This window comes from Streptomyces sp. NPDC049541, assembly GCF_044465725.1.
Lineage (GTDB): Bacteria > Actinomycetota > Actinomycetes > Streptomycetales > Streptomycetaceae > Streptomyces.
Map to the genome: position 1 here is coordinate 232731 of NZ_JBITLY010000009.1, position 22214 is coordinate 254944.

Consider the following 22214-nt stretch of genomic DNA (forward strand, 5'->3'; position numbering starts at 1 on the left):
CCACAATCCCCCCACGGCCAATAAGACGGCCAGCCCGACCGACTTGCTGTCCCGCCCGGAGGATTCATGACCCCGCCCACCGCCTCTCATGATCCGTACGCGGAGCCGTACGAGGACGAGGGCGACCAGCCACTGGTACGTCCGTATGCGATGACCGGTGGCCGGACCCGGCCCCGCTATCAGCTGGCCATCGAGGCGCTGATCAGCACCACGGCCGACCCCGCAGCGCTCATGGGACTGCTCCCGGAGCACCAGCGCATCTGCCACCTGTGCCGTGAGGTGAAGTCGGTCGCAGAGGTGTCGGCGCTCCTGTCCATGCCGCTGGGCGTGGCCCGGATCCTTGTCGCGGACCTGGCCGAGGCCGGGCTCGTCGCCATCCACCAGCCTGGTGGCGACGAGACGACCGGTGCGCCGGACGTGACCCTGCTCGAAAGGGTGCTCAGTGGACTTCGCAAGCTCTGAACCGAGTCGTGCCACGACCTCCGCCAAGATCGTGGTGGCGGGCGGCTTCGGCGTGGGCAAGACCACGTTCGTCGGCGCCGTCTCGGAGATCAACCCGCTGCGCACCGAGGCCGTCATGACCTCCGCCTCCGCGGGGATCGACGACCTCACCCACACCGGGGACAAGACCACCACCACGGTGGCCATGGACTTCGGCCGTATCACCCTGGACCAGGACCTGATCCTGTACCTCTTCGGTACACCGGGCCAGGACCGGTTCTGGTTCATGTGGGACGACCTGGTACGCGGTGCGATCGGCGCGGTGGTGCTCGTGGACACCCGGCGCCTGGCGGACTGCTTCCCCGCGGTCGACTACTTCGAGAACAGCGGCCTGCCCTTCGTCGTCGCGCTGAACGGCTTCGACGGGCACCAGCCGTATGCTCCCGAGGAGGTGCGCGAGGCGCTGCAGATCGGTCCGGACACCCCGATCATCACGACGGACGCCCGGCACCGCGCGGATGCCAAGAGTGCGCTGATCACGCTGGTCGAGCACGCTCTCATGGCACGGCTGAGGTAACACCCAAATCAACCATGCCGTACGGCAGTTGTCGTAGACGCATCGGAGCCGGCTGTGGCCTTTGACACGGTCGGCCCCGGTGTTCATAACGTTTCGGCAGAGGAATCGGGTGGAACGGCCACGCGTCGTTGCCAAACGGTCTCGCTGTGCTCACATCGGCCCCGTCTTTTGACGGGGCTCGCTCTTTATGACCGTTTTATCTGGGGCTTACATCACACGGAATCCTCGCTTTCCACTGTTTGGAAGAGCGCAGGTCCCCGTGCTGGAATGCCTGAACTGCCCAATAGTCAAAGACGTACTCGGTAGTACTGCGTACTCAATGGCGTACTGGGCTCTGAGACACTGCGGCACAACGTTGGTGCCCGCCGCCGAGAGGTTGTTGGTCGAGTGAGGCGAAGCAAGAACGGTCCCGAGCCGTCGGCCCGGGGCAACTTCACCCCGCCGCCGCGCGGAGCGGCGCCCGCCCCTGTGCCCGGTTCGGAACCGACGGCCGTACCCGCTCCGAGCGGCGGCCGTTTCTCCCCCCGCAACTGGCGGGTGCCGACCAGGCTGAACGCGATCCTGCTCATACCCGTGACGGTCGGGCTCGTCATGGGCGGCTTCCAGGTGAAGAGCTCGATCGACACCTGGCAGGAGGCGCAGGACGCGGAGAACACCGCACGGCTGGTGCGGGCCTCCCTGACCTATGCCAACGCGGTGAACAACGAGCGTGACATCACCGCGGCACCGCTGCTCAAGGGCAAGAGCGCGACCGCCAAGGACAAGGCGACGGTCGAGGCGGCCCGCAAGGCCACCGACGACGCGGCCGACGCCTTCGACGCGGCGGCGCAGCACATGCCGCAGAAGTCCGGCCTGCTGCGCCGCCTCAAGCTGTTCCGCCAGGCCGAGCCGCAGCTGGCCACCCTGCGCGCGATTGCGTACTCCTCCAAGGCCCACGGAGTGGAGACCGAGGAGGGCTACGTCGCCGTCGCCCACCCCCTGATGGAGTTCGCCAACGAGCTGGGCCTGGGCACGGGCAACATCACCAGCTACGGCCGGACCGTCTACGCCATCTCGCTCACCCAGGCCGCCCTGTCCCTGGAGCGGTCGATCGGCATGCACCTGCTGATCGCGCCCGGCCCCAAGAAGGACGACCTCGCCAAGCAGCGCGTCGCCCTCTCCTCCTACGCCTACCTCGAAGGCATCGCCATCGAGGAGTACAAGGCGGGCGGCACCGAGGCGGACGCGCAGAAGCTCGTCGACCTCGAGACGAAGGCCAAGGCCGAGGGCGTGGCCCAGGCCAAGCAGGCCGCCGCGCAGGCGGCCGCCAACAACCAGGCGTACGTACCGCCCCCGTCCGACCCGACCGCCATGGTCACGGCCCTGTCGTCGCTGCAGTCCACCGACACCAGCGACCGCGCCGTGCTCGCCGCGAAGGGCATCACCGCCGAGAACTGGTGGGGGGTCACCACCCTCCGCGCCAACGTCTACCGGCAGATCCAGTCGGACATGGCCGACAAGGCCGTGAACGAGGCCTCGGACATCGCCGACAACGCCAAGCGTGACGCCCTCATCACCGGTGCCGCCGTCGTCGTCGCCCTGCTCCTGGCATTCATCCTGGCCGGTGCCGTGGCCCGCCAGATGTCCCGCTCGATGCGCCAGCTGCGCAACGCCGCCTTCGGCATCGCCGAGCAGCGGCTGCCGATGCTGGTCGACCAGCTCTCGCGCACCGACCCGGGCCGGGTCGACACCCGCGTCCAGCCCATCCCGATCAACACCCGCGACGAGATCGGCGAGGTCGCCCGCGCCTTCGACCAGGTCCACCGCGAGGCGGTCCGGCTCGCGGCCGAGCAGGCCCTGCTCCGTGGCAACATCAACGCGATCTTCACCAACCTCTCGCGCCGCAACCAGTCGCTGATCGAGGGCCAGCTGACCCTGATCACCGACCTGGAGAACAACGAGGCCGACCCGGACCAGCTGGAGAACCTCTTCCGCCTGGACCACCTCGCGACCCGTATGCGCCGCAACGGCGAGAACCTCCTGGTCCTCGCCGGCGAGGAGCCCGGCCGTCGCTGGGACCAGCCGGTCCCGCTGGTCGACGTACTGCGCGCCGCCTCATCCGAGGTGGAGCAGTACGAGCGCATCGAGCTGTCCGGCGTCCCGGAGGCCGAGATCCACGGCCGCGCGGTCACCGACCTCGTGCATCTGCTCGCCGAGCTGCTGGAGAACGCGACCACGTTCTCCTCGCCGCAGACCAAGGTCCGGGTCACCGCGACCCGGCTGCCCGACGGCCGCATCATGATCGAGATCCACGACAAGGGCATCGGCCTCACCGCCGAGGACTTCGCGGACATCAACCACAAGCTGGCGAACCCGCCCACCGTCGACGCCGCGATATCCCAGCGCATGGGCCTGTTCGTGGTCGGCCGGCTGTCCGACCGGCACGGCATCCGGGTCCAGCTGCGCCCCTCCGGCGAGCAGGCCGGCACCACCTCGCTGGTCATGCTGCCGGACGCGATCACCCATGGTGGTGGCGGCGAGCAGCAGCCGCGCGACGAGTTCACGGTCTCGCAGATCATCCCGGAGCAGAACTACCGGGGTGAGGACTTCAACAACGGCCTGCCGATGCGGACGGCAGCGGAGCTCGGCTTCGACGACAGCCGCTACGCCGACGTCCCGGACGACATACGTGAGCTGGACCCCGTCGGCCGCTCGCTGATGCGCGAGGAGCGCCGTGCGGCCCTGGAGGCCCAGGCGCAGGACCAGCCGGCCCAGGAGTCCCCCGAGACGTCCTACGCAGACGCGTTCGACCAGTCGTCCTACGACAACGGCCTGGGCGGCTTCCCCGAGCAGCAGCCCGGCGGCTACGACCCGCGCCCGGCCTACGACGAGCCGCAGCAGACTCCGTACGAGGAGCAGCAGCGTCCCGCGTATGACGAGCCGGCGCAGCGCCCGTCGTACGACGAGCCGTACTTCGCGCCGAACGGCTCACTGCCGCACAACGACACGTTCTCGTCGAACGGCGGCTACCCCGAGCCCTCCTATGCGGAACCCGTCCGCGAGGAGCACGCCTCGGCCCCGGAGTCCTTCCCGGCCTTCCAGGAACGCCGCCAGCAGGACGACTGGCCGCAGCAGGACGGCTACCAGAACGGCTACTCCTCTGATTACGCTCCGGAAACGGAATCCGCGCAGGCCGCTGACGTGAGTGAGCGTGACCGCGTAGGCTTCGACCGTCCGGGACCGGCCTCTTCCGCCGCCCACGCGCTGACCGACGCCGGACTGCCCCGCCGCGGATCCTTCGCGGCAGGTGCGAACGGCACGAGCGGTGCGAACGGCTCGCGGCACGTGAGCCAGGAGGCGCCGGCCCCCAAGCCGGAGAGCAACGGCAATGGCACCGGCGACTGGCGTTCGGCGAACGACGAGCGCTGGCAGCAGGCCTCGCAGCTCCGGAAGCCGAAGGCAGGCGGGGTCACCTCCTCCGGCCTGCCGCGGCGGGTGCCCAAGGCCAACCTGGTCGAGGGAGCCGCCGAGACCACCCCCCAGGGCGGCCCACAGGTCTCCCGCGCCCCGGAGGACGTCCGGGGCAGGCTGAGCAACCTGCGTCGGGGCGTCCAGCGCGGACGCAGCGCCGGCGCAGGCAGTGAAACGAACGGTCAGGGCTTCGGTTCTGACAGCACCTACAACCAGGAGCGTTAGTGTGAGCCCGATGAGCCAGGCGGCACAGAACCTGAACTGGTTGATCACCAACTTCGTGGACAACACCCCGGGGGTGTCCCACACGGTGGTGGTCTCCGCCGACGGACTCCTTCTGGCGATGTCCGAAGGGTTTCCGCGCGACCGCGCCGATCAGCTCGCGGCCGTCGCCTCCGGTCTGACCTCGCTGACCGCGGGTGCCTCGCGCATCTTCGAGGGCGGCAGCGTGAACCAGACCGTTGTGGAGATGGAGCGGGGGTTCCTGTTCATCATGTCCATCTCCGACGGTTCCTCGCTCGCGGTGCTGGCCCACCCCGAGGCGGACATCGGTCTCATCGGGTACGAGATGGCTCTCCTGGTCGACCGTGCCGGTACGGTCCTGACACCGGATCTCCGTGCGGAGCTCCAGGGCAGCCTGCTCAACTGACAGACAGACGGTGCGTTTTGGCGTCCCGGGGCCGTAAGGTTTCGGGACGCGGCTCCACAGGGATTGGGTGCCCGGCACGGTCGGAGGAGGAGAAGAGAGTGGCAACACCCCCAGGCGGTTCGAATTCGGGCAACTGGTCGTACGGCCCTGCCCAGGGTCAGGGCGGCGGTCCCCAGAACCCGAACCGCTACAACTTCCCCTCCACCCCGAGCCAGCGGCGTCAGAACCCGTATGCGCCGCAGGGTCCGCAGGGCCCCGGTCCTTCGCCGTACGACCAGCCGCCGGCGCCGCGTATCCAGCCCGTGCAGCCGCAGCGACGCGCTCCCGAGCCGGCGCCCGCAGGGTCGTCGAACAACCCCCTGGTGCGTCCGTACGCCATGACCGGCGGCCGGACCCGCCCGCGCTACCAGCTCGCCATCGAGGCGCTGGTGCACACCACCGCGCAGCCGCACCAGATGCAGGGCCAGCTGCCCGAGCATCAGCGGATCTGCAACCTCTGCCGCGAGATCAAGTCGGTGGCGGAAATCTCCGCCCTCCTGACGATCCCTCTCGGCGTGGCCAGGATCCTCGTCGCCGACTTGGCGGAGGCGGGACTGGTCGCCATCCATCAGCCCGGCGGCGACGAGAACGCCGGCGGCCAGCCAGACGTGACACTGCTCGAAAGGGTGCTCAGTGGACTTCGCAAGCTCTAGCGGCGGTCCTTCCCGCTCCACCACCTCGGCGAAGATCGTGGTGGCGGGTGGCTTCGGCGTGGGCAAGACCACGTTCGTCGGGGCCGTCTCGGAGATCAACCCGCTGCGTACCGAGGCCGTCATGACGTCTGCTTCGGCAGGCATCGACGACCTCACCCACACCGGGGACAAGACCACCACCACGGTGGCCATGGACTTCGGCCGTATCACCCTGGACCAGGACCTGATCCTGTACCTGTTCGGCACCCCCGGGCAGGACCGGTTCTGGTTCATGTGGGACGACCTGGTGCGGGGTGCCATCGGCGCGATCGTCCTGGTCGACACCCGCCGTCTCGCCGACTGCTTCCCGGCGGTCGACTACTTCGAGAACAGCGGCCTGCCCTTCGTGATCGCCCTGAACGGCTTCGACGGCAACCAGCCGTACAACCCGGACGAGGTCCGGGAAGCCCTGCAGATCGGTCCGGACACCCCGATCATCACCACCGACGCCCGGCACCGGGCCGACGCCAAGAGCGCGCTGATCACCCTGGTCGAGCACGCCCTCATGGCACGACTGCGCTAGCACCCCCCTGCAAGCCGGCCCCTCTTCGGAGGGGCCTGTTTGCTGCCTCCGGCAGGAAGACGTACGAGAAGGGCCCCTCCCGGTTCGGGAGGGGCCCTTCTGTGTCGTACCGGCTCAGTGCCAGCTGTGCGGGGCGCGGAAGCCGCCCTCGCGTTCCAGGCGGCGCCAGCCGGCTTTCGCGCGGCCGCGGTGGGCCTGGGTGTCGTCCGACGGGGCGGCCGCGGCACGGGCCAGGAGGACGGCCGTGATGGCGGCGACCTCCTCGGGCTCGGCGTGGCCCTTCTCGACACGAATGTCAGGGGTGTTCATAGGTCTCAGTCTCCGTGAGAGAGGTTTCCGCGAGGGTGTCGCGGAGGGTCCGCTGGGTTACTGCGGGGGGTTGCCGTGCTTGCGGGACGGCAGATCGGCGTGCTTGGTCTGCAGCATCGCCAGGGAGCGGATGAGGATCTCGCGGGTCTCGGTCGGGTCGATGACGTCGTCGACCAGGCCGCGCTCGGCCGCGTAGTAGGGGTGCATCAGCTCGGACTTGTACTCCTTGACCATGCGGGCCCGCATGGCCTCGGGGTCCTCGGCCTCTGCGATCTGTCGCCGGAAGATGACGTTGGCGGCCCCTTCGGCGCCCATCACGGCGATCTCGTTCGTCGGCCAGGCATAGGTGAGGTCGGCACCGATGGACTGGCTGTCCATGACGATGTAGGCACCTCCGTACGCCTTGCGCAGGATCAGCGAAATCCTCGGCACGGTCGCGTTGCAGTAGGCGTAGAGGAGCTTCGCGCCGTGGCGGATGATTCCGCCGTGCTCCTGGTCGACACCGGGGAGGAACCCCGGCACGTCCAGGAAGGTGACGATCGGGATGTTAAAAGCGTCACACATCTGGACGAAGCGCGCAGCTTTTTCACTGGCCTCGATGTCCAGGACGCCCGCGAGGGTCTGCGGCTGGTTGGCGACGATGCCCACCACCTGGCCGTCCAGGCGGCCCAGGGCGCAGATGATGTTGCGGGCCCAGCGCTCGTGGACCTCCAGGTACTCGCCGTCGTCGACGATCTCCTCGATCACCTTGGCCATGTCGTACGGCCGGTTGCCGTCCGCCGGGACCAGGTCGAGCAGCACGTCGCTGCGGCGGTCCGCCGCGTCGGTGGGCTCCACCCGCGGCGGGTTCTCCCGGTTGTTCTGCGGGAGGAGGGAGAGCAGGTAGCGGACCTCGGCGATGCAGGTCTCTTCGTCGTCGTAGGCGAAGTGGCACACGCCGGAGGTCTCGGCGTGCACGTCCGCGCCGCCCAGGCCGTTCTGGGTGATCTCCTCGCCGGTGACCGCCTTGACCACGTCCGGGCCGGTGATGAACATCTGCGAGGTCTCACGGACCATGAACACGAAGTCCGTCAGGGCCGGCGAGTACGCGGCGCCGCCGGCGCAGGGGCCGAGCATCACCGAGATCTGCGGGATGACACCGGAGGCCTTGGTGTTGCGCTGGAAGATGCCGCCGTACCCGGCGAGCGCGGAGACGCCCTCCTGGATGCGGGCGCCGGCGCCGTCGTTCAGGGAGACCAGCGGGGCGCCGGCCGCGATCGCCATGTCCATGATCTTGTGGATCTTGGTGGCGTGGGCCTCGCCCAGCGCGCCGCCGAAGATACGGAAGTCATGGGCGTAGACGAAGACCGTGCGGCCCTCCACCGTGCCCCAGCCGGTGATCACACCGTCCGTGTACGGCTTCTTCGCCTCCAGGCCGAAGCCGACCGCACGGTGCCTGCGCAGCTGCTCGACCTCCTGGAAGGAGCCCGGGTCGAGGAGCAGCTCGATGCGCTCCCGGCCGGTCAGCTTGCCCTTGGCGTGCTGCGCCTCGGTCGCCTTCTCGCTCGGGCCGGCCAGTGCCTGCGCACGAATCTCGTGCAGTTCGGCCACTCGCCCGCGCGCGTCCGTCGGCTCACCCGGCGCCTCATCCAAAACGGTCATGTAGTGACCTTACGAAGCCCACCCAAGAAAGCGAGCCGTCGACTCCGTACAGTCTCCGGCCCGTTTTCCTGGTGCCACTGAACAGAACCATGACGGCATGCAGGCCTTCCGACTGCTCAGAGGGCGTGCGGCTTGTAGGGGTCACACAAAGCGGTCAGCTGAGAGCCAGCTCACATCGGTGAGTCGCACATGACACGCCTGGGGTAATCCGGAGGGTCGTACGGCGGCCTGTACCGAGGACTTCGACGGTGTCGTCGGCCCGTACCACTCCGCGCACCGGGTGGTTCCAGGTGATCTCGAACGGCTCGCCCGTTCGGGGTGGCTCGCTCACGCAGAGGGTAGCGGTGCGGCGGTGACGGCGTACGAGGACGCTCGCGGCGGCGGAGGCGGTCAGCGGGCCCGCCGTGCCGGGCGCCCAGAAGTTGGCCGCCGTCAGACCGAGGGAGGGGACGTGGACGGCCTGCCGGGTGCTGTCGTTGGCGAGGAGCGACAGCCAGTGGGGGTCGGCGGCGCGGGAGGCGACGGCTCGGCGGGAGGCACCGGGCATGAGGAGGTAGACGTAGGTGGCGTCGGCCGGGTCCGTGCCGTGGTCGAGCCACAGCGTCTGCCAGCGGCGGGTGGCCCGCCGGGTGGTGCTGGTGGTGTTGATGTCCGACCAGGCGCCGGTGCGGTCCTCGCGGAGGGTGTGCAGCCCGCCGCCGGGGACGACCCAGCCGCCGTGTCCCTCCAGATGGGCCCAGCCCCTCCCCCGTACGAACTCCTGCGTCCCGCCCTCCCCCAGGTTGCGGTTGTCCACGACGGTCTCGACCGGGACGCCGTCGGTGCAGGTGATGCCCGCGCCGAGGCAGATCACCGCGTCCATGACGCAGAACCACGACTTGCGGGCCTGGAGCGTCGAGCCGAGGCCCCTGAGGTGCTGGCCGACGGCCGCGTACTCGCCGTCCGTCGTGCCGCCCACCCAGCGCACGTCCGGCTTGGGCGCGCCCCACTCGCCGCCCGCCTTGTCGGGCAGCGGAAGGGTGGAGACGGTGGTGCCCGGGAGGCGGTACCAGTCGACGGTCGGCCAGAACCAGTCGGTGTACTGATCGCTGCGGCCTGCGGGCCACCAGGAGAGCATTCCGGCGCCCGTGTGCCAGCCGCGCGGGTTCTCGCCGTTGCCGCACTCGTAGTACGCGATGCGGTCGCTGCACATGGCGATGCTCGCCGTGAAGCCGGAGCCGCGGTGGACGGCGCGGTCCATCGCCGGGAAGAGGCGGTGGCCGGCCGGTTCGGGGGCGGCCGGGACCGGCGCGGCGGCGACCGCGTGCAGCCGGGCCAGGTCGGCGACGTCGAACTGACGTGCCGTCAGGATCGGTGTCACGGTGTCCCGTTCGATCCAGCCCTTGATGTACGCGTACCAGCGGTCCCGTTCGGCCGCGCTCGCCCCGCCGGCCAGCAGGGCGACGGCCGCGATGACGCCCTGCCCGTGGAAGTGGTCGCTGCGCATGACCTGGCGGTCGTCGTTCTTGAGGTAACCCCGGCTGATCGCACGGCCGTTGACGGCGTCCATCACCAACCCGTCGTGGATCAGGGGCGCGTAGGCGTGCTCGACGCTGTCGAGGACGAGCTGCCGGTTCGGGTCGGTCACCTCCCAGGCGGATCCCGAAAGGAGCGTGAAGAGGCGGCCGAGGCCGTCGAGCATGACCTGTCCGTACGTCCCCGAGTACGCGACCCAGGTGTGCTGCACGAACGAGCCGTCCGCGTACAGCCCGTCCCCTTTCGTGACGTACGGGAAGACCGGGGAGAGGGCGTCGCGGGCGAGGGCCAGCTTGGCGTCCGCCCGGCCCAGGATCCCGCGCAGGGCGACCGAGCGGCACAGGTCGACGCGGTTGGCGCCGGTGGAGGTGCCGGAGTAGTCGGTGAGCATCCCGTCGGGGATGAAGTGGTCGACGGCGGCGCAGGCCGCTTGCCGCTGGACATCGGTGAGGTCGTCGTACAGGACCGCCGTGATGTCCATCAGCAGGCGGGGACTGCCGATCTGCCATTCCCACCAGTTGCCGTAGCGGGTGGTGGCGGGGTTGTAGATCGTCGCGGAGAGATGGTCGAGGCCGCGCAGGACGGCCGCGAGGAGGGCGGGGTCGCCGGTCGAGCCGGTGCCCTGCTGGACGTAGGCCCGGGTCATCGTCCACAGACGGCCGTAGCTCTGGGTGATGCCCGAGGGAGGGTCGTAGGGGTAGGCGGGCCAGAGGGAGGTAGGCGTGGCGGCCATGGTGGCCAGGGCGGCGCGGGCGAGTTCGCCGGTCTGGGCGAGCCGGGAGGCGTACGGCTCCGCGGTGGGGTCGTAGCCGGTGCCGAGGGCGAGGTCGAGCCAGCGGCGGCGCAGGGCGTCATAGGGGTCCGGGGCGGCGGCGCGGGCGGGCGGTGCGGCCGCGGCCAGGAGGGCCGCCGCGAGTAGGACGGCTCTGCGGGTGGGTCTCATGGAGCCCCTGCGGTGTGTGGTCATGCCATGGGCGACTACCACCTGAGCGTAACCACGCCAACACTTTGCGGATGACGTTGAAACGCGAAGGGAATAGGTCTACGGTCGTTCCCGTTGAGTAGTTCAACGTTCAACATCCTCATTCAGGGAGCACCGTCATGGCGAACACCGACCTGACCGCACTGACCGGCGACTACACGATCGACACGGCCCACTCCACCATCGGCTTCACCGTCCGCCACGCCATGGTCACCAACGTCAAGGGCAAGTTCCTCGACTTCAGCGGGTCACTGCACCTGGACGGCGGCGACCCGTCCGCGTCGTCGGCCTCCATCGACGTCAAGATGGAGAGCATCGACACGGGCTCGGCCGACCGCGACGGTCACCTGAAGAGCGCGGACTTCTTCAAGACCGACGAGTTCCCGACGATGACCTTCCGCTCGACCTCGGCGGAGGCCCTCGGCGGCGAGGACTACCGCATCACCGGCGATCTGACGATCCTCGGCACCACCAAGCCGCTCACCATCGACCTCGAGTTCAACGGCGCCGCGAAGGACCCCTTCGGCAACGAGCGCGTGGGCTTCGAGGGCAAGGCGGAGATCAAGCGCTCCGAGTGGGGCCTGACCTGGAACGCGGCGCTGGAGACGGGCGGCGTGCTGATCTCCGACAAGATCAAGCTGAACTTCGACATCTCGGCGATCAGGAACGCCTGATCCCTGCGCCTGGAGCGGAACCGGGGCGTGGGGTCAGTACTCGATGCTCGGGTACCAGTCGCCGCGCCCCCGCGGGGTCAGGTCCAGGAGGTGCCACACCGGCGCCAGGAGGTCGATGCCGCGTTCCTTGATGTCATCGGCCATGCGGGGGTGCGTGGAGTAGAAGTGGCGGACCGTGCCGTCGTCGTCGCGGGTGAAGACCGAGACGGTGGAGTCCTGTTCGCCGTTCTCGTCCTCGCTGCCGGTGTCGTACTTGAACGTGCTGTCGCCGCAGCTGAGCAGGCGCAGCCCGGACCAGCCGCGGTTGCGGGCGTACCGGCGCAGGACGGGCGGGTCGGCGGCGGCCGCGACGACGAAGTCGGCGTTCCGGGTGACGTGGTGGGCCACGCCGCTGAAGCCGTCGATCCACAGGGTGCACATCGGACAGGGCTCGGTCTGCTTCTTGCCGTACATGAACTGGTAGACGATCAGCGGGCGTTCGGGGGCGCTGAACAGCTCGCTCAGCCTGACCTCGCGGACCGGGGTGTCGCCGGCGTCGAGGTCGGCGGGGCCCTCCAGGAAGGTGTAGTCGTCGACGGGCGGCCCCGGCGGCAGCGCGCGGCGCTGAGCGGCGACCTTCTCCCGTTGGCGCATGAGCTCGATCTCGGCCAGGCGCAGCTCTTCGCGGGCGGCGAGGTACTCCGCGCTCTCCCCGGCCAGTCGTGTGTGCCGCAACATCGCGTCCTCCTGGGGTGCGGGTCCCCCGTGCCGGTTCTTCCACTGTAGGACGGCGGTCACCGCCGGCAGATCTGCTGCACGGCGCGGTCGATGCCGGCGAGTTGCACCGCGGTGGGCACGACCGGTGCCCGGCCCTCGCGGCGGGCGTTGCGCACGGTCACGAACAGCAGGGGTGTTCCCTGCCGTGGCAGGGGCAGCTGGCAGTAGACGTTCAGACGGGTGTGCAGGACGCGGGCCTGACCGGGCAGCAGCGCGCCGCCGGGTACGGGCAGGGTCTGCAGGAAGCCGTCGTAGCCCTGTCCCGTTCCCGTGAGGGTGACGGGAGCGTCGGAGGCGACGCGGAAAGTGATGCCGAGGTCCAGGGTGTAGCGCTGCGGCATCTCCACTTCGGTGATCCGGACACTGGTGGCGGCGACCGGGTCGGGCGGCGGCCGCGTGGCGACGACGTAGCCCAGAAGCACGCCCAGCAGGACCGCGCAGACCGACCCGACGACCGCAACCCGGGCCCGGCGCGACAACGCCCGCCACCGCTCACCGAGCAGTGGCCGATCGTCGCCGAAACCCTCGACGAGTTCCCGTTCGTCCCCATCGGGCGCGGTCACCACCCCCCAAGAGTAGGAGCCCGTCCGGCCGTTGGACACCGGTCGGAGCGGTCTGTGTCGCCGTCGCCCGCCTGCGCGGCACCGGCAGCAGCCACCACGCCGACGCCACCGAGAGCGCCGCGCCGACGGCGATGCCCTCCAGGCGGGTGGGCAGCAGGTGCTGGGCGTCCTGGCCGAAGTAGCCGAGGAGCAGGGAGAGGGCGCAGGTCATGCCCGCCGCCCAGTAGGCGTAGCTGAGCGGGCGCAGCCACAGCGCGACCGCGAGGATCGTGAACATCAGCGCCACGGAGGCGTGACCGGTGACACCGGCCGCGGCCACCCCCGTCGCCAGCAACGTGCCGACACAGGCGCCCAGCAGCCGCTCGATCCCCTTGCGCAGCACGTCGGTCCGGCCGCGGTTGCCGCTCGCCGCCACGTAGGCGGTCAGCACCACCCAGGGCCAGTGGTCGTCGAAGAGCAGTCGGCCGAGGGCGAAGGCGAGGGCGACCCCGGCCGCCATCTGCAGGGCCATGCGAGTGCTCGGACTGGGGTGGAGACGGGAGCGGCGCGGCGGCTGCTCGGGGACCGGCTCGGCGCGCCACGGCCCGTACCGGTCCGCCGGCCCCTGCACCAGCCAGACCGAGCAGCACGCCAGCGCCCCGATCAGCGCGGACCAGAACCAGGTCACCAGCCCGCTCTGCGCCTCGGGCGGCAGCGCGGGACCCGGCACGACCAGGAGGGCGATGAGGGGGAGGGTCAGCAGGGTCCCGGCCTTCGTGGCGGCCGGGCCGTAGCGGCGGATCCAGATGCCCAGCGAGATGCCCGCGGTGAAGACGGCGGCCCCGATCACGTAGTGGGCGGCGATCAGCCGGCCGAGGAAGATCGACGCACCGGCCGCCACGGGCAGCACCACGAGCGCGGTGAGCCGACGGCGGGTGTCCGCGGTGCGCTGGCTCGAGGACAGGGTGAGCGACAGGGCCACCGCGAGGACGAGCACGTCGGTGTGCAGCCCCGCGGCGCCCTCCAGCACGAGGGCGGCGGCCCAGCACAGCAGCATGGCACTCATCGTCAGCACCGCTTCGTACGCATTACGTATTAATATTGCGGTCACTCGCCCGATATTACGGGCATTGAGGGCAGGCCAGGTAGTAAGTAAACACGTACGATCGTTCCTCATGGACCACCTCGCCGAAGCCGCCCGTATCCGCCGTGGCGTCATGCGTCTCAACCGTCGGCTGCGGCAGGAGCGCGGCGCCGGGAGTCTCAGCGCCAACCAGCTGTTGGTGCTCGGCCATCTGCACCGTCACGGTCCGGCCACCCCCGGCGAGGTCGCGGCGGCCGAGCGGCAGCGGCCGCAGTCGCTGACCCGGGTCTTCGCGGAGCTGCAGGCGGAGGGGCTGGTCGCACGCGAGCCGGACACGGCTGACCGGCGGCAGTCCGTGCTGTCGCTGACCGAGGCGGGCCGGCGGGCGCTGGAGCGGGACATGGCCGAGCGGGACGCCTACCTGTCGCGGGCGCTGGACTCCCTGAGCCCGACCGAGCGGGGCGTGCTGGAGCTTGCGGTGGCGCTGATGGAGCGGCTGGCGGACGCGGAGGTGTGACGCATCAAGGCGCCTCAGGACGCCTCAGAACCCTCCGCCGAAGTCACCGCCCCCGCCTCCGAAGTCCCCTCCCCCACCGTCGCCGAATCCGCCCCCGAAGTCACCGGGGTCGAAGTCCGCGCCCGAGGTGTCCCCGCCCTCGAATCCGCCGCCGAAGTCCCCGTATCCGGTGCCGTAGTCGGCCGCGTACGACGGGGTCGCCATCATGCTGCCCAGCAGGGTGCCGACCAGCAGGCCGGGCAGCAGGCCGCCGCCGAAGTAGCCGCCCGCCCAGGGGCCGTAGGCCGGGCCCGCGTCCCAGTACGGGCGGCGGCCGTAGTCGGTGTCGACCTCGCGGACGACGGGGTCGCGGCCGTCGGCGAGGCGGGTGGCGTCGGCCGCGCAGACCGGGACCTCGCGCGGGGCGCCGCCCGGGGGCGTCCAGTGGGCGTCGGCGACGGACGGGCCGTGGCGGGGGTCGAAGAAGCAGGGCGGCCGGCGTTCCGGCAGCGGGCGGCCCTCGCGTCGGGCGGCGAGCAGGGCCAGCGAGAAGCGGCCGTCCTCCAGAGCCTGGGTGACGGCCCGCACGTCCTCGGGCTTACGGGCCTCGGCCATGGCCGACTTTGCCTGCTCGTAGGCGTCCAGCGCGCGTTCGTAGTCGGCGCGCATGGCGTCGTCGGCGCCCGGCTGCGCCGGGTGGAAGTCGAGGCGGTCCAGCTCCTCGCCGAAGGCCGTGATGTCCTCGTCGACCACGACCCGCAGCCGGTCCAGTGCCGCCTGCTGCTCCGCGGCCCTGCGGCGCCGGCTCCGCCGTACCAGCGTGAAGGCGCCCGCGCCGCCCGCCACCAGCACCGCGCCCGCGGTGATCAGCGCGGTGTACGACACCCCGCCGCCACCGGAGGAGGAGCCCCAACTCGACGGGGCGGAGCCGCCCATGTCGGTGACGGCGCTGTTGGTGAAGTCGGTCAGCTGGGTCCTGGCGGCCTTGTCGCCCTGGACGCTGTTGACGAGGTTCTCTACGGCGGTGCGCGGCAGGACGGACGAGTCGGCCCTCGCGTCGAAGCGGTCGCCGAGCCGGATCGCGTACAGGCCCGTGATGCCGGTGGCGGTGCGGAGGTTCCGGAAGAGGTCCGTCGTGGGGTAGCCGGCGGGGAGGACGGCGACGAAGAGCGGTTTGTCGGCGCCCTTGATCCGTTCGGCGAGGGCGTGCGCGTCGGCGGACGACAGCTGGGCGCTCGCTGCCGGGTCGACGTAGACCGGGCTCTTGCGCAGGGCCTCGGCGATCGTCGAGACGCCGGTGGCGGCGGAGGCCGGCGGGGAGCCCGCCGACAGGACGGTCAGGGCGGCGAGCAGCAGGGCCAGGAGCAGCCCCGGGAGACTTCGGGTCCGTACGACGGCCTTCATGGTTCGAAGCTACCCGAAGCCTCCCAAAACTGGTCATCCGGTCAGGTAAAAGAGGCGGGCGATGTCCTCCTCAGGTGGCCCGGTAGGCCGTGATCAGCTTCTCCACGGCCGCTCCGTACCGTCCGGTGAGCGAGAGGTGGTCCGCGTCGGCGAAGGGCTTCGCCACCGCCTGGGTGATGCCCGCCCCCACCTTCTGCTGGACGATCAGCCGGGCCTTGGTGACGAGCGCGCGGCCGGTGGCGTCCGCGCCCTTCTTCTCCGCGACGGCGGCGGCGACGGCGAGCGCCCTCAGCGTCGCCGCGCCTCCCTCCGGCACCTCGGTCAGGGTCGTCAGACCCCAGCCGTACGGGAACTGCGGGTCGTACGCCGTGTCACCGACGTTGATCGGCAGCTGCGCCTCGGACTTCGGCCAGGTGACCGGCAGTTGACCGGTGAAGGGGCGTTTGCCGTACAGCACGTCGGCCACCCCGTCGCCCTCCGTGCCCGGCAGCCAGGAGGCGACCAGGCCGTCGATCTCGCCGAGCCGGTCACCGATCAGCTGGGGGCGTCCGGAGACGATCAGCACCGCGCACTTCATGGCCGCGCACACCTTGTCGACGGCGGCCCGGTCGGCGGCGGACAGCTGCAGATCATGCCCGTTGCCGACGTCTCCGACGCCCTCGGCGTACGGGGTCTCGCCGACGACGACCACGCCGACGTCGTAGCCGGCCGTGGGTGCGGAGGCGTCCTTGGAGTAGGTGACGTCTCCGTCCTTGCGCATCCCGGCGAGGATCGTCGTGCCCTGGGTGTGGGTGCCGGAGGCGCCCTGCCAGGTGACGGTCCAGCCGCCGGTCTGGTTGCCGAGGTCGTCGGCGTTGGACCCGGCGACGTAGACCTTCTGGTTCTTCTTCAGGGGCAGTACGCCGTTCGCGTTCTTCAGCAGGACCTGCGACTCGGCGGCCGCCTGCCGTGCTACGGCCCGGTGGGCGGCGGAGCCGATCGCCGGGGCACCGCTCGTGTCGGCGTACGGCTTCTCGAAGAGCCCCAGCCGGAACTTCTGGGTGAGGATGCGCGAGACGGCGTCGTCGATCCGCCGCTCGCCGATGCGGCCGGCCTGCACCTCGGCGACGAGCTGCGCGGTGAAGTCCTTGTACGAGTACGGCACCATCATCATGTCCACACCCGCGTCGACGGCTGTGCGTACGTGGGAGGAGTAGTCGCCGGGAAGCTGGTCGATGGCGTTCCAGTCGCTGATCACGAAGCCGTCGAAGCCCATCCTGCCCTTGAGCACGCCGTTGATCATGTCGGCGCGGGCGTGCATCTTCACGGGGCCCTGTCCGTCGCCGAGGATGTCGAGCGAGGAGTACGAGGGCATGACCGTACCGATGCCACGGTCGACGGCGGTCCGGTACGGCGCCAGGTGGACGGCCTCCAGCTGCTGCCGGGTGACCTTGGTGACCCCCTGGTCGATGGTGTACGTGCCGGTCGTGGACGAGCCGTACTCGGTGCCGCCGTCGCCGACGAAGTGCTTGGCGGTGGCGAGGACCTTGTCGCCGTCCTTCAGGTCCCGTCCGTCCGCGCGGCCTTGGAGGCCGTGGATGATCGTCTCCATGGACTCGACGAGGGCCGGGTCCTCGCCGAAGGACTCGTAGGAGCGGCCCCAGCGTTCGTCGCGGGAGACGCAGAGGCAGGGGGCGAAGTCCCAGGGGACGCCGGTGGCGCGGACCTCGGAGGCGGTCACCGCGCCTGCCTTCTCGGCGAGCCGGGGATCTCGGGTCGCCCCGATGCCGATGTTGTGCGGCATGATCGTGGCACCGACCAGGTTGTTGTGGCCGTGCACCGCGTCGACCCCGTAGATCAGCGGGATCTGGAACCGCGTTGCCTGGGCCCGCAGTTGGAAGCCGTCGATCATCTTCGCCCAGGCCTCGGGGGTGTTGGGCGTGGGCGTGGAACCGCCGCCGGACAGGAGTGAGCCGAGCGCGTACGTCGCGATGTCGCCGCCGTCCCCGACGGCCCCACGCTCGGCCTGGGTCATCTGGCCGACCTTCTCCGCCAGGGACATACGGGACAGGAGGTCGGCGACGCGCTTCTTGACCGGCAACTTGCCGTCCAGATACGGCAGTCCGTGGGCGTCGATCACCACCTGCGGGGTCTCGGCCGGGGGTTTGGCGCCGGTGACCGTGAGCTTGAGCGGGATCGTCTCGGCGGACTCGGGCGACTTGTCGCGCAGGGTCGGTACGTGGATGGTCCGCGTCGCCCCGGAGGCCGTACCGGCGGGGAAGGTGAGGGTTCCGGAGACCGGTGTGTAGTCCCTGCCGGGGGCCGCGGTGCCGCCCGTGGTCTCGTACGTGACGGTCACCGGGTCCGCGACGGGGGCGGAGCCGGTGGTGGCGAGGGTGACCCGGATCGCGGCCGTACCGCCCTCCTTCACCGGGTGCACGGCGGCGTCGGTCGTGACGCCCGCCCGCAGCGACTGGTCCGCCTTGCCGTACAACTCGACGTCGTCCATGGCGAATCGGCCCTTGACGCCGACCGGGAGGGTGACGGAGTAGCCCCACATCTGCGTCAGGCCGAGGACGTGGTCGATGCCGCCGACCGGCTGGTAGTCGGTCCGGTAGACGAAGTCCGTGAAGGGGATCTCGACCTGTTTCCAGCCGGTGAAGTCGTCGGTGAAGGAGGTCGTCCAGAGCTCGGAGGCCTCGCCGTTCGCGCCGCCGTCCTTGATCTCGAAGGCGATCTTCTTGCCGTTGTCCTGGCCGTCCCACCAGAAGCGGATGCCCTTGCGGGACGACCAGTCGTGTGCGGGTTCGTCGGCGGCGAAGTCGTGGCTGAAGCCGCCGTAACCGCTGATGTCGTAGGTGCCGGTGAGTACTTTTTCGCCCTCGGGGGCGTCGGATCTGGCGGTCAGCTGCAGCGCGGGCGGATCGTCGCTGTCGCCGCCCCAGGTGAAGATGCCCTCCGCCGGCTGGGAGGCGAAGGGGACCTCGCCCTCGAAGCGGTCGACGGGCGTGGGAGCCGGATCGTCGACCGCCTGGGCCACGGCGAGGGGTAACAGGGCGGTGAGCAAGGCGGTGGAGACGAGCAGGGCGGTTCTGCGCATGGCCTTCCCTCAACTCTCTTGTCTCACAAACGACTTAGTTCACCTCGTGAGTTAACGAGTGACGCAGGAAGCCGTCAAGACGGCCGACAGCCCCGGAACTCACACCAGACCACTTTTCCAGGATCCCGCTGCCGCACGCCCCAGTCGTCGGACAGCGCGGCGACGAGCAGGAGCCCCCGGCCGCGTTCCGACTCCGGCGCGATGTCCGGGGTGCGGAGCTCGCCGGGTCCGCTGTCGTGGACCTCGATGCGGAGGACTTCGGCGGTGTCGAGACTCAGGTCCAGCCGGAAGCAACGGCCCGGCGGGACGCCGTGCAGCAGGGCGTTGGTGGCCAGTTCGCTCACGCAGAGCAGTACGTCGTCGCTCCGCCGCGTCAGCCCCCAGCCGGCGAGGGTGATGCGGGTGAGATCTCTGGCCACGGCCACGTTTCTGCGGTCGCGGGGGTAGAGGGCCGTGCGGGCGTGGAGGAGTTGGGGATGGGCGTTCATGGGGCGACTGTCACAGGGAGTGACTATGGTTGGGCAGTGAGTGAGGTCGTAGTTCTGATTACTACGAGTTCACTACGAGGACTTCGTGCGTGTACGGGGGAAAGGGTTGGCCATGCCCAAAAAGGTTGGTTCATGGTTCGCGGTCGGTGCGCTGGTTGCGCACTACCGGAAGCAAGCGCGGCTCACACAGGAGCAGTTCGCCGAGTTGGCGAACATTCACGTCGACACGGTGGGATCGATCGAGCAAGGGAGACTGGCACTTCAGCCCGATCGCGCCGAGCACTTCGACGAACTGCTCGACACCGGCGGATCGTTGGCGGTGTTCGTGGCGAACCTGCCCGTGCGAGACAAGATCGTGCAGTTCGCGCAGGGCCTCGTGGACCAGGAGCAGGAGGCGGTCGGCATCCTCTCCTACCAGGGCCTGGTGGTCCCCGGGCTGCTCCAGACCCAGGACTACTGCCGTGCCGTCTTCGGCTACCGGTATCCGGCGCTGGGAGGCGAGACGGCGGAGCAGTGGGTGAACGCCCGAATGGAACGGCAGTTGGTCTTCCAGCGGGAGCGGCCTCCCGTGTGCCACTTCATCATCGAGGAGAGCATCTTGCGCCGGCAGGTCGGCGGCCCGGATGTGATGCAGGAGCAGTACCGCCGGATCCTGGAGTACACCGAGCCGGTCCACATGAGCTTCCAGATCATGCCGATGGATCGAACGCCGCACGCGGGTTTGGACGGACCCATGGTGCTGCTGGAAACACCTGAACATGAGCGCCTGGCCTACTTGGAGGTCCAGCGTGTCAGCTTCCTCGTGGACGATCCCGACGAGGTCAGCGACTATCACCACAAGTATGGAATGCTGCGGTCACAGGCCCTCTCGCCAGACGAGAGCGTGCGCTACCTGCGAAAATTGCTAGGAGACCGATGAGCACCGCACTTGAGTGGTTCAAGTCCAGCTACAGCGGCAGCGAAGGCGGCGACTGCATCGAGGTCGCCACGCAGCCTTCCGCCGTCCACATCCGCGACACCAAGAACACCGGCCCCAACCTCACCGTGTCGCCGCGCACTTGGGCGGCCTTCGTCGGGCTCGCCCGGCAGGAAGGGCACGGGGCCTAGCGGGGGTCTTCGCGGACGAAGGCCCCCGCGCGAGCGACGGAGTTACTCCGCGGGCTCCACCCCGGCCCGCAGCAGACCGTACGTGTACGCGTCCTCCAGCGCCTGCCAGGACGCGGCGATCACGTTCTCCGCGACGCCCACCGTCGACCACTCGCCCGCGCCGTCGGAGGTGGAGATCAGGACCCGGGTCGTGGACTGCGTGCCGTGGACGCCCTCCAGGATGCGGACCTTGTAGTCGACGAGGTCGAGCTTGGCCAGCTGGGGGTAGATCTTCTCCAGCGCCACGCGCAGGGCGCGGTCGAGGGCGTTGACCGGGCCGTTGCCCTCGGCGGTGGCGACAATGCGCTCGCCCTTGGCGTAGAGCTTGACGGTGGCCTCGTTGGCGTGGGTGCCGTCGGGGCGGTCCTCGACGATGGCCCGCCAGGACTCGACCTCGAAGTAGCGCAGCGGCCCGCCCTGGACCTCGGCGCGCAGCAGCAGCTCGAAGCTCGCGTCGGCGGCCTCGTAGGTGTAGCCCCTGAGCTCGCGCTCCTTGACGCGCTCGACGACCCGGCCGACCAGCTCGCGGTCGCCGCCCAGGTCGACGCCGAGCTCCTTGCCCTTCAGCTCGATCGAGGCGCGGCCCGCCATGTCGGACACCAGCATCCGCATGGTGTTGCCGACCAGCTCGGGGTCGATGTGCTGGTACAGGTCCGGGTCGACCTTGATCGCGGAGGCGTGCAGACCGGCCTTGTGGGCGAACGCCGAGACACCCACATAGGGCTGGTGGGTGGAGGGGGTGAGGTTGACGACCTCGGCGATGGCGTGCGAGATCCGGGTCATCTCGCGCAGCGCGCCCTGGGGCAGGACCCGCTTGCCGTACTTGAGCTCCAGGGCGGCGACGACCGGGAAGAGGTTGGCGTTGCCGACGCGCTCGCCGTAGCCGTTGGCCGTGCACTGGACGTGGGTGGCGCCCGCGTCGACCGCGGCGAGGGTGTTGGCGACCGCACAGCCGGTGTCGTCCTGGGCGTGGATGCCGAGCCGGGCCCCGGTGTCGGCCAGGACGGTGGAGACGACGGCCTGGACCTGGGCGGGGAGCATGCCGCCGTTGGTGTCGCAGAGGATGACGACGGAGGCGCCGGCCTCGGCGGCGGCGCGTACGACGGCCTTCGCGTACTCGGGGTTGGCGCGGTAGCCGTCGAAGAAGTGCTCGCAGTCGACGAACACCCGGCGGCCCTGCTCACGGAGGTACGAGACCGTGTCGCGGACCATCTCCAGGTTCTCGTCCAGCGTGGTGCGCAGGGCGAGCTCGACGTGCCGGTCGTGGGACTTGGCGACCAGGGTGATCACCTCGGCGCCCGAGTCCAGGAGCGCCTTGACCTGCGGGTCCTCGCTCGCCTTGGCGCCGGCGCGGCGGGTGGCGCCGAAGGCGACGAGCTGGGCGTGCTTGAAGTCGATCTCCTGCCGGGCGCGGGCGAAGAACTCGGTGTCCCGCGGGTTGGCGCCGGGCCAGCCGCCCTCGATGAAGCCCACGCCGAAGTCGTCCAGGTGCCGTGCGATGGCCAGCTTGTCCGCGACCGTGAGGTTGATGCCCTCACGCTGCGCGCCGTCGCGCAGGGTGGTGTCGAAGACGTGGAACGAATCGTCGAGCTCGCTGGTTGCGGTCATGGTGTTCAAGGCTCCTGCTGTTGGATCCCGTCGGATCACGGTCGTTACCGGAATGACCGGCTCCACCGTCCTCAATGATCCCTCGCGCTTTGCTCCCGGCTGAAGGTGGGCCAGAAAAG

General features: G+C 70.0%; 20 protein-coding genes. 10 read left to right on the plus strand and 10 right to left on the minus strand.

Translation table 11 applies throughout. The features are described from left to right. Positions 1–66 precede the first annotated feature (66 nt). The 6 genes from ACIBW9_RS31060 (at position 67) to ACIBW9_RS31085 (ending at position 6371) form a co-directional block, all read left to right on the plus strand. A complete protein-coding gene (locus ACIBW9_RS31060) occupies positions 67–462 on the plus strand; it encodes a DUF742 domain-containing protein (protein WP_030943001.1) in 396 nt (131 codons plus the stop codon). Beyond that, a complete protein-coding gene (locus ACIBW9_RS31065) occupies positions 443–1018 on the plus strand; it encodes an ATP/GTP-binding protein (RefSeq protein WP_115905688.1) in 576 nt (191 codons plus the stop codon). The genes ACIBW9_RS31060 and ACIBW9_RS31065 overlap by 20 nt, the downstream gene beginning before the upstream one ends. A gap of 387 nt (positions 1019–1405) precedes the next feature. Continuing rightward, entirely contained in the window at positions 1406–4693 is a 3288-nt protein-coding gene (locus ACIBW9_RS31070; RefSeq protein WP_398960346.1) for a nitrate- and nitrite sensing domain-containing protein, read from the plus strand. Positions 4694–4703: 10 nt separating this feature from the next. Next, positions 4704–5117 carry a roadblock/LC7 domain-containing protein gene (locus ACIBW9_RS31075; RefSeq protein WP_004983065.1) on the plus strand — a complete coding sequence of 138 codons (414 nt, stop codon included), beginning with the start codon at positions 4704–4706 and terminating at the stop codon, positions 5115–5117. A 98-nt stretch (positions 5118–5215) separates the two neighbouring features. Next, positions 5216–5809: a DUF742 domain-containing protein gene (locus ACIBW9_RS31080; protein ID WP_390699006.1), complete on the plus strand. Its 594-nt coding sequence runs from the start codon at positions 5216–5218 to the stop codon at positions 5807–5809. Next, on the plus strand, positions 5790–6371 hold the full coding sequence (locus tag ACIBW9_RS31085; protein ID WP_026248371.1) for an ATP/GTP-binding protein: 582 nt from the start codon (positions 5790–5792) through the stop codon (positions 6369–6371). Before ACIBW9_RS31080 ends, ACIBW9_RS31085 begins: the two co-directional genes overlap by 20 nt. 114 nt (positions 6372–6485) lie before the next feature. On the opposite strand, the gene ACIBW9_RS31090 is transcribed toward ACIBW9_RS31085, so the two are convergent. The 3 genes from ACIBW9_RS31090 to ACIBW9_RS31100 all read right to left on the minus strand — a co-directional run bounded on the left by ACIBW9_RS31090 (position 6486) and on the right by ACIBW9_RS31100 (position 10779). After that, positions 6486–6680, minus strand: a complete 195-nt coding sequence (locus tag ACIBW9_RS31090) for an acyl-CoA carboxylase subunit epsilon (RefSeq protein WP_398960347.1) — start codon at positions 6678–6680, stop codon at positions 6486–6488. 57 nt (positions 6681–6737) lie between these two features. Then, positions 6738–8321, minus strand: a complete 1584-nt coding sequence (locus tag ACIBW9_RS31095; protein WP_398960348.1) for an acyl-CoA carboxylase subunit beta — start codon at positions 8319–8321, stop codon at positions 6738–6740. Positions 8322–8475: 154 nt separating this feature from the next. Then, positions 8476–10779 carry a polysaccharide lyase 8 family protein gene (locus tag ACIBW9_RS31100; protein ID WP_398960349.1) on the minus strand — a complete coding sequence of 768 codons (2304 nt, stop codon included), beginning with the start codon at positions 10777–10779 and terminating at the stop codon, positions 8476–8478. Between the two features lie 158 nt (positions 10780–10937). On the opposite strand from ACIBW9_RS31100, the gene ACIBW9_RS31105 reads away from it, so the two are divergent. Further along, positions 10938–11492 (plus strand): YceI family protein, encoded by a 555-nt coding sequence (locus tag ACIBW9_RS31105; RefSeq protein ID WP_398960350.1) that lies wholly within the window; start codon positions 10938–10940, stop codon positions 11490–11492. Positions 11493–11525: 33 nt separating this feature from the next. On the opposite strand, the gene ACIBW9_RS31110 is transcribed toward ACIBW9_RS31105, so the two are convergent. From ACIBW9_RS31110 to ACIBW9_RS31120, 3 genes are read right to left on the minus strand one after another with little or no spacing between them, the layout of a single operon-like run. Continuing rightward, the gene (locus ACIBW9_RS31110) at positions 11526–12209 is read right to left on the minus strand and encodes a DUF899 family protein (RefSeq protein WP_398960351.1); all 684 of its coding nucleotides are present in this window, start codon (positions 12207–12209) and stop codon (positions 11526–11528) included. Between the two features lie 56 nt (positions 12210–12265). Next, a complete protein-coding gene (locus ACIBW9_RS31115; protein WP_398960352.1) occupies positions 12266–12811 on the minus strand; it encodes a hypothetical protein in 546 nt (181 codons plus the stop codon). After that, positions 12741–13856 carry an FUSC family protein gene (locus ACIBW9_RS31120; protein ID WP_398960353.1) on the minus strand — a complete coding sequence of 372 codons (1116 nt, stop codon included), beginning with the start codon at positions 13854–13856 and terminating at the stop codon, positions 12741–12743. The genes ACIBW9_RS31115 and ACIBW9_RS31120 overlap by 71 nt, the downstream gene beginning before the upstream one ends. Before the next feature lie 109 nt (positions 13857–13965). Between ACIBW9_RS31120 and ACIBW9_RS31125 the strand changes: the two genes are divergently transcribed. Beyond that, positions 13966–14391 carry a MarR family winged helix-turn-helix transcriptional regulator gene (locus tag ACIBW9_RS31125; protein WP_398960354.1) on the plus strand — a complete coding sequence of 142 codons (426 nt, stop codon included), beginning with the start codon at positions 13966–13968 and terminating at the stop codon, positions 14389–14391. 24 nt (positions 14392–14415) lie between these two features. Here ACIBW9_RS31125 and ACIBW9_RS31130 read toward each other — a convergent pair whose 3' ends face one another. The 3 genes from ACIBW9_RS31130 to ACIBW9_RS31140 form a co-directional block, all read right to left on the minus strand. Next, on the minus strand, positions 14416–15774 hold the full coding sequence (locus tag ACIBW9_RS31130; protein WP_398960355.1) for a hypothetical protein: 1359 nt from the start codon (positions 15772–15774) through the stop codon (positions 14416–14418). A 70-nt stretch (positions 15775–15844) separates the two neighbouring features. Next, entirely contained in the window at positions 15845–18853 is a 3009-nt protein-coding gene (locus ACIBW9_RS31135; protein WP_398960356.1) for a glycoside hydrolase family 3 protein, read from the minus strand. Between the two features lie 74 nt (positions 18854–18927). Further along, the gene (locus tag ACIBW9_RS31140) at positions 18928–19341 is read right to left on the minus strand and encodes an ATP-binding protein (protein WP_398960357.1); all 414 of its coding nucleotides are present in this window, start codon (positions 19339–19341) and stop codon (positions 18928–18930) included. 112 nt (positions 19342–19453) lie between these two features. On the opposite strand from ACIBW9_RS31140, the gene ACIBW9_RS31145 reads away from it, so the two are divergent. Next, the gene (locus ACIBW9_RS31145) at positions 19454–20260 is read left to right on the plus strand and encodes a Scr1 family TA system antitoxin-like transcriptional regulator (protein ID WP_398960358.1); all 807 of its coding nucleotides are present in this window, start codon (positions 19454–19456) and stop codon (positions 20258–20260) included. Beyond that, complete coding sequence (locus ACIBW9_RS31150; RefSeq protein ID WP_398960359.1) at positions 20257–20448, plus strand: DUF397 domain-containing protein; 192 nt, start codon at positions 20257–20259, stop codon at positions 20446–20448. Before ACIBW9_RS31145 ends, ACIBW9_RS31150 begins: the two co-directional genes overlap by 4 nt. A 42-nt stretch (positions 20449–20490) precedes the next feature. Here the strand turns inward: ACIBW9_RS31150 and cimA are convergent, their stop codons facing one another. After that, entirely contained in the window at positions 20491–22095 is a 1605-nt protein-coding gene (cimA, locus tag ACIBW9_RS31155; protein ID WP_398960360.1) for a citramalate synthase, read from the minus strand. Between the last annotated feature and the right edge of the window lie 119 nt (positions 22096–22214).

Bases quoted from the DNA above. Each gene is read 5' to 3' on its own strand.
- ACIBW9_RS31150 (WP_398960359.1), top strand. From the start codon at position 20,257: ATGAGCACCGCACTTGAGTGGTTCAAGTCCAGCTACAGCGGCAGCGAA.
- ACIBW9_RS31125 (WP_398960354.1), top strand. From the start codon at position 13,966: ATGGACCACCTCGCCGAAGCCGCCCGTATCCGCCGTGGCGTCATGCGT.
- ACIBW9_RS31105 (WP_398960350.1), top strand. From the start codon at position 10,938: ATGGCGAACACCGACCTGACCGCACTGACCGGCGACTACACGATCGAC.
- ACIBW9_RS31130 (WP_398960355.1), bottom strand. From the start codon at position 15,774: ATGAAGGCCGTCGTACGGACCCGAAGTCTCCCGGGGCTGCTCCTGGCC.
- ACIBW9_RS31095 (WP_398960348.1), bottom strand. From the start codon at position 8,321: ATGACCGTTTTGGATGAGGCGCCGGGTGAGCCGACGGACGCGCGCGGG.
- ACIBW9_RS31060 (WP_030943001.1), top strand. From the start codon at position 67: ATGACCCCGCCCACCGCCTCTCATGATCCGTACGCGGAGCCGTACGAG.
- ACIBW9_RS31145 (WP_398960358.1), top strand. From the start codon at position 19,454: ATGCCCAAAAAGGTTGGTTCATGGTTCGCGGTCGGTGCGCTGGTTGCG.
- cimA (WP_398960360.1), bottom strand. From the start codon at position 22,095: ATGACCGCAACCAGCGAGCTCGACGATTCGTTCCACGTCTTCGACACC.
- ACIBW9_RS31135 (WP_398960356.1), bottom strand. From the start codon at position 18,853: ATGCGCAGAACCGCCCTGCTCGTCTCCACCGCCTTGCTCACCGCCCTG.
- ACIBW9_RS31090 (WP_398960347.1), bottom strand. From the start codon at position 6,680: ATGAACACCCCTGACATTCGTGTCGAGAAGGGCCACGCCGAGCCCGAG.
- ACIBW9_RS31140 (WP_398960357.1), bottom strand. From the start codon at position 19,341: ATGAACGCCCATCCCCAACTCCTCCACGCCCGCACGGCCCTCTACCCC.
- ACIBW9_RS31110 (WP_398960351.1), bottom strand. From the start codon at position 12,209: ATGTTGCGGCACACACGACTGGCCGGGGAGAGCGCGGAGTACCTCGCC.
- ACIBW9_RS31120 (WP_398960353.1), bottom strand. From the start codon at position 13,856: ATGAGTGCCATGCTGCTGTGCTGGGCCGCCGCCCTCGTGCTGGAGGGC.
- ACIBW9_RS31075 (WP_004983065.1), top strand. From the start codon at position 4,704: ATGAGCCAGGCGGCACAGAACCTGAACTGGTTGATCACCAACTTCGTG.
- ACIBW9_RS31100 (WP_398960349.1), bottom strand. From the start codon at position 10,779: ATGAGACCCACCCGCAGAGCCGTCCTACTCGCGGCGGCCCTCCTGGCC.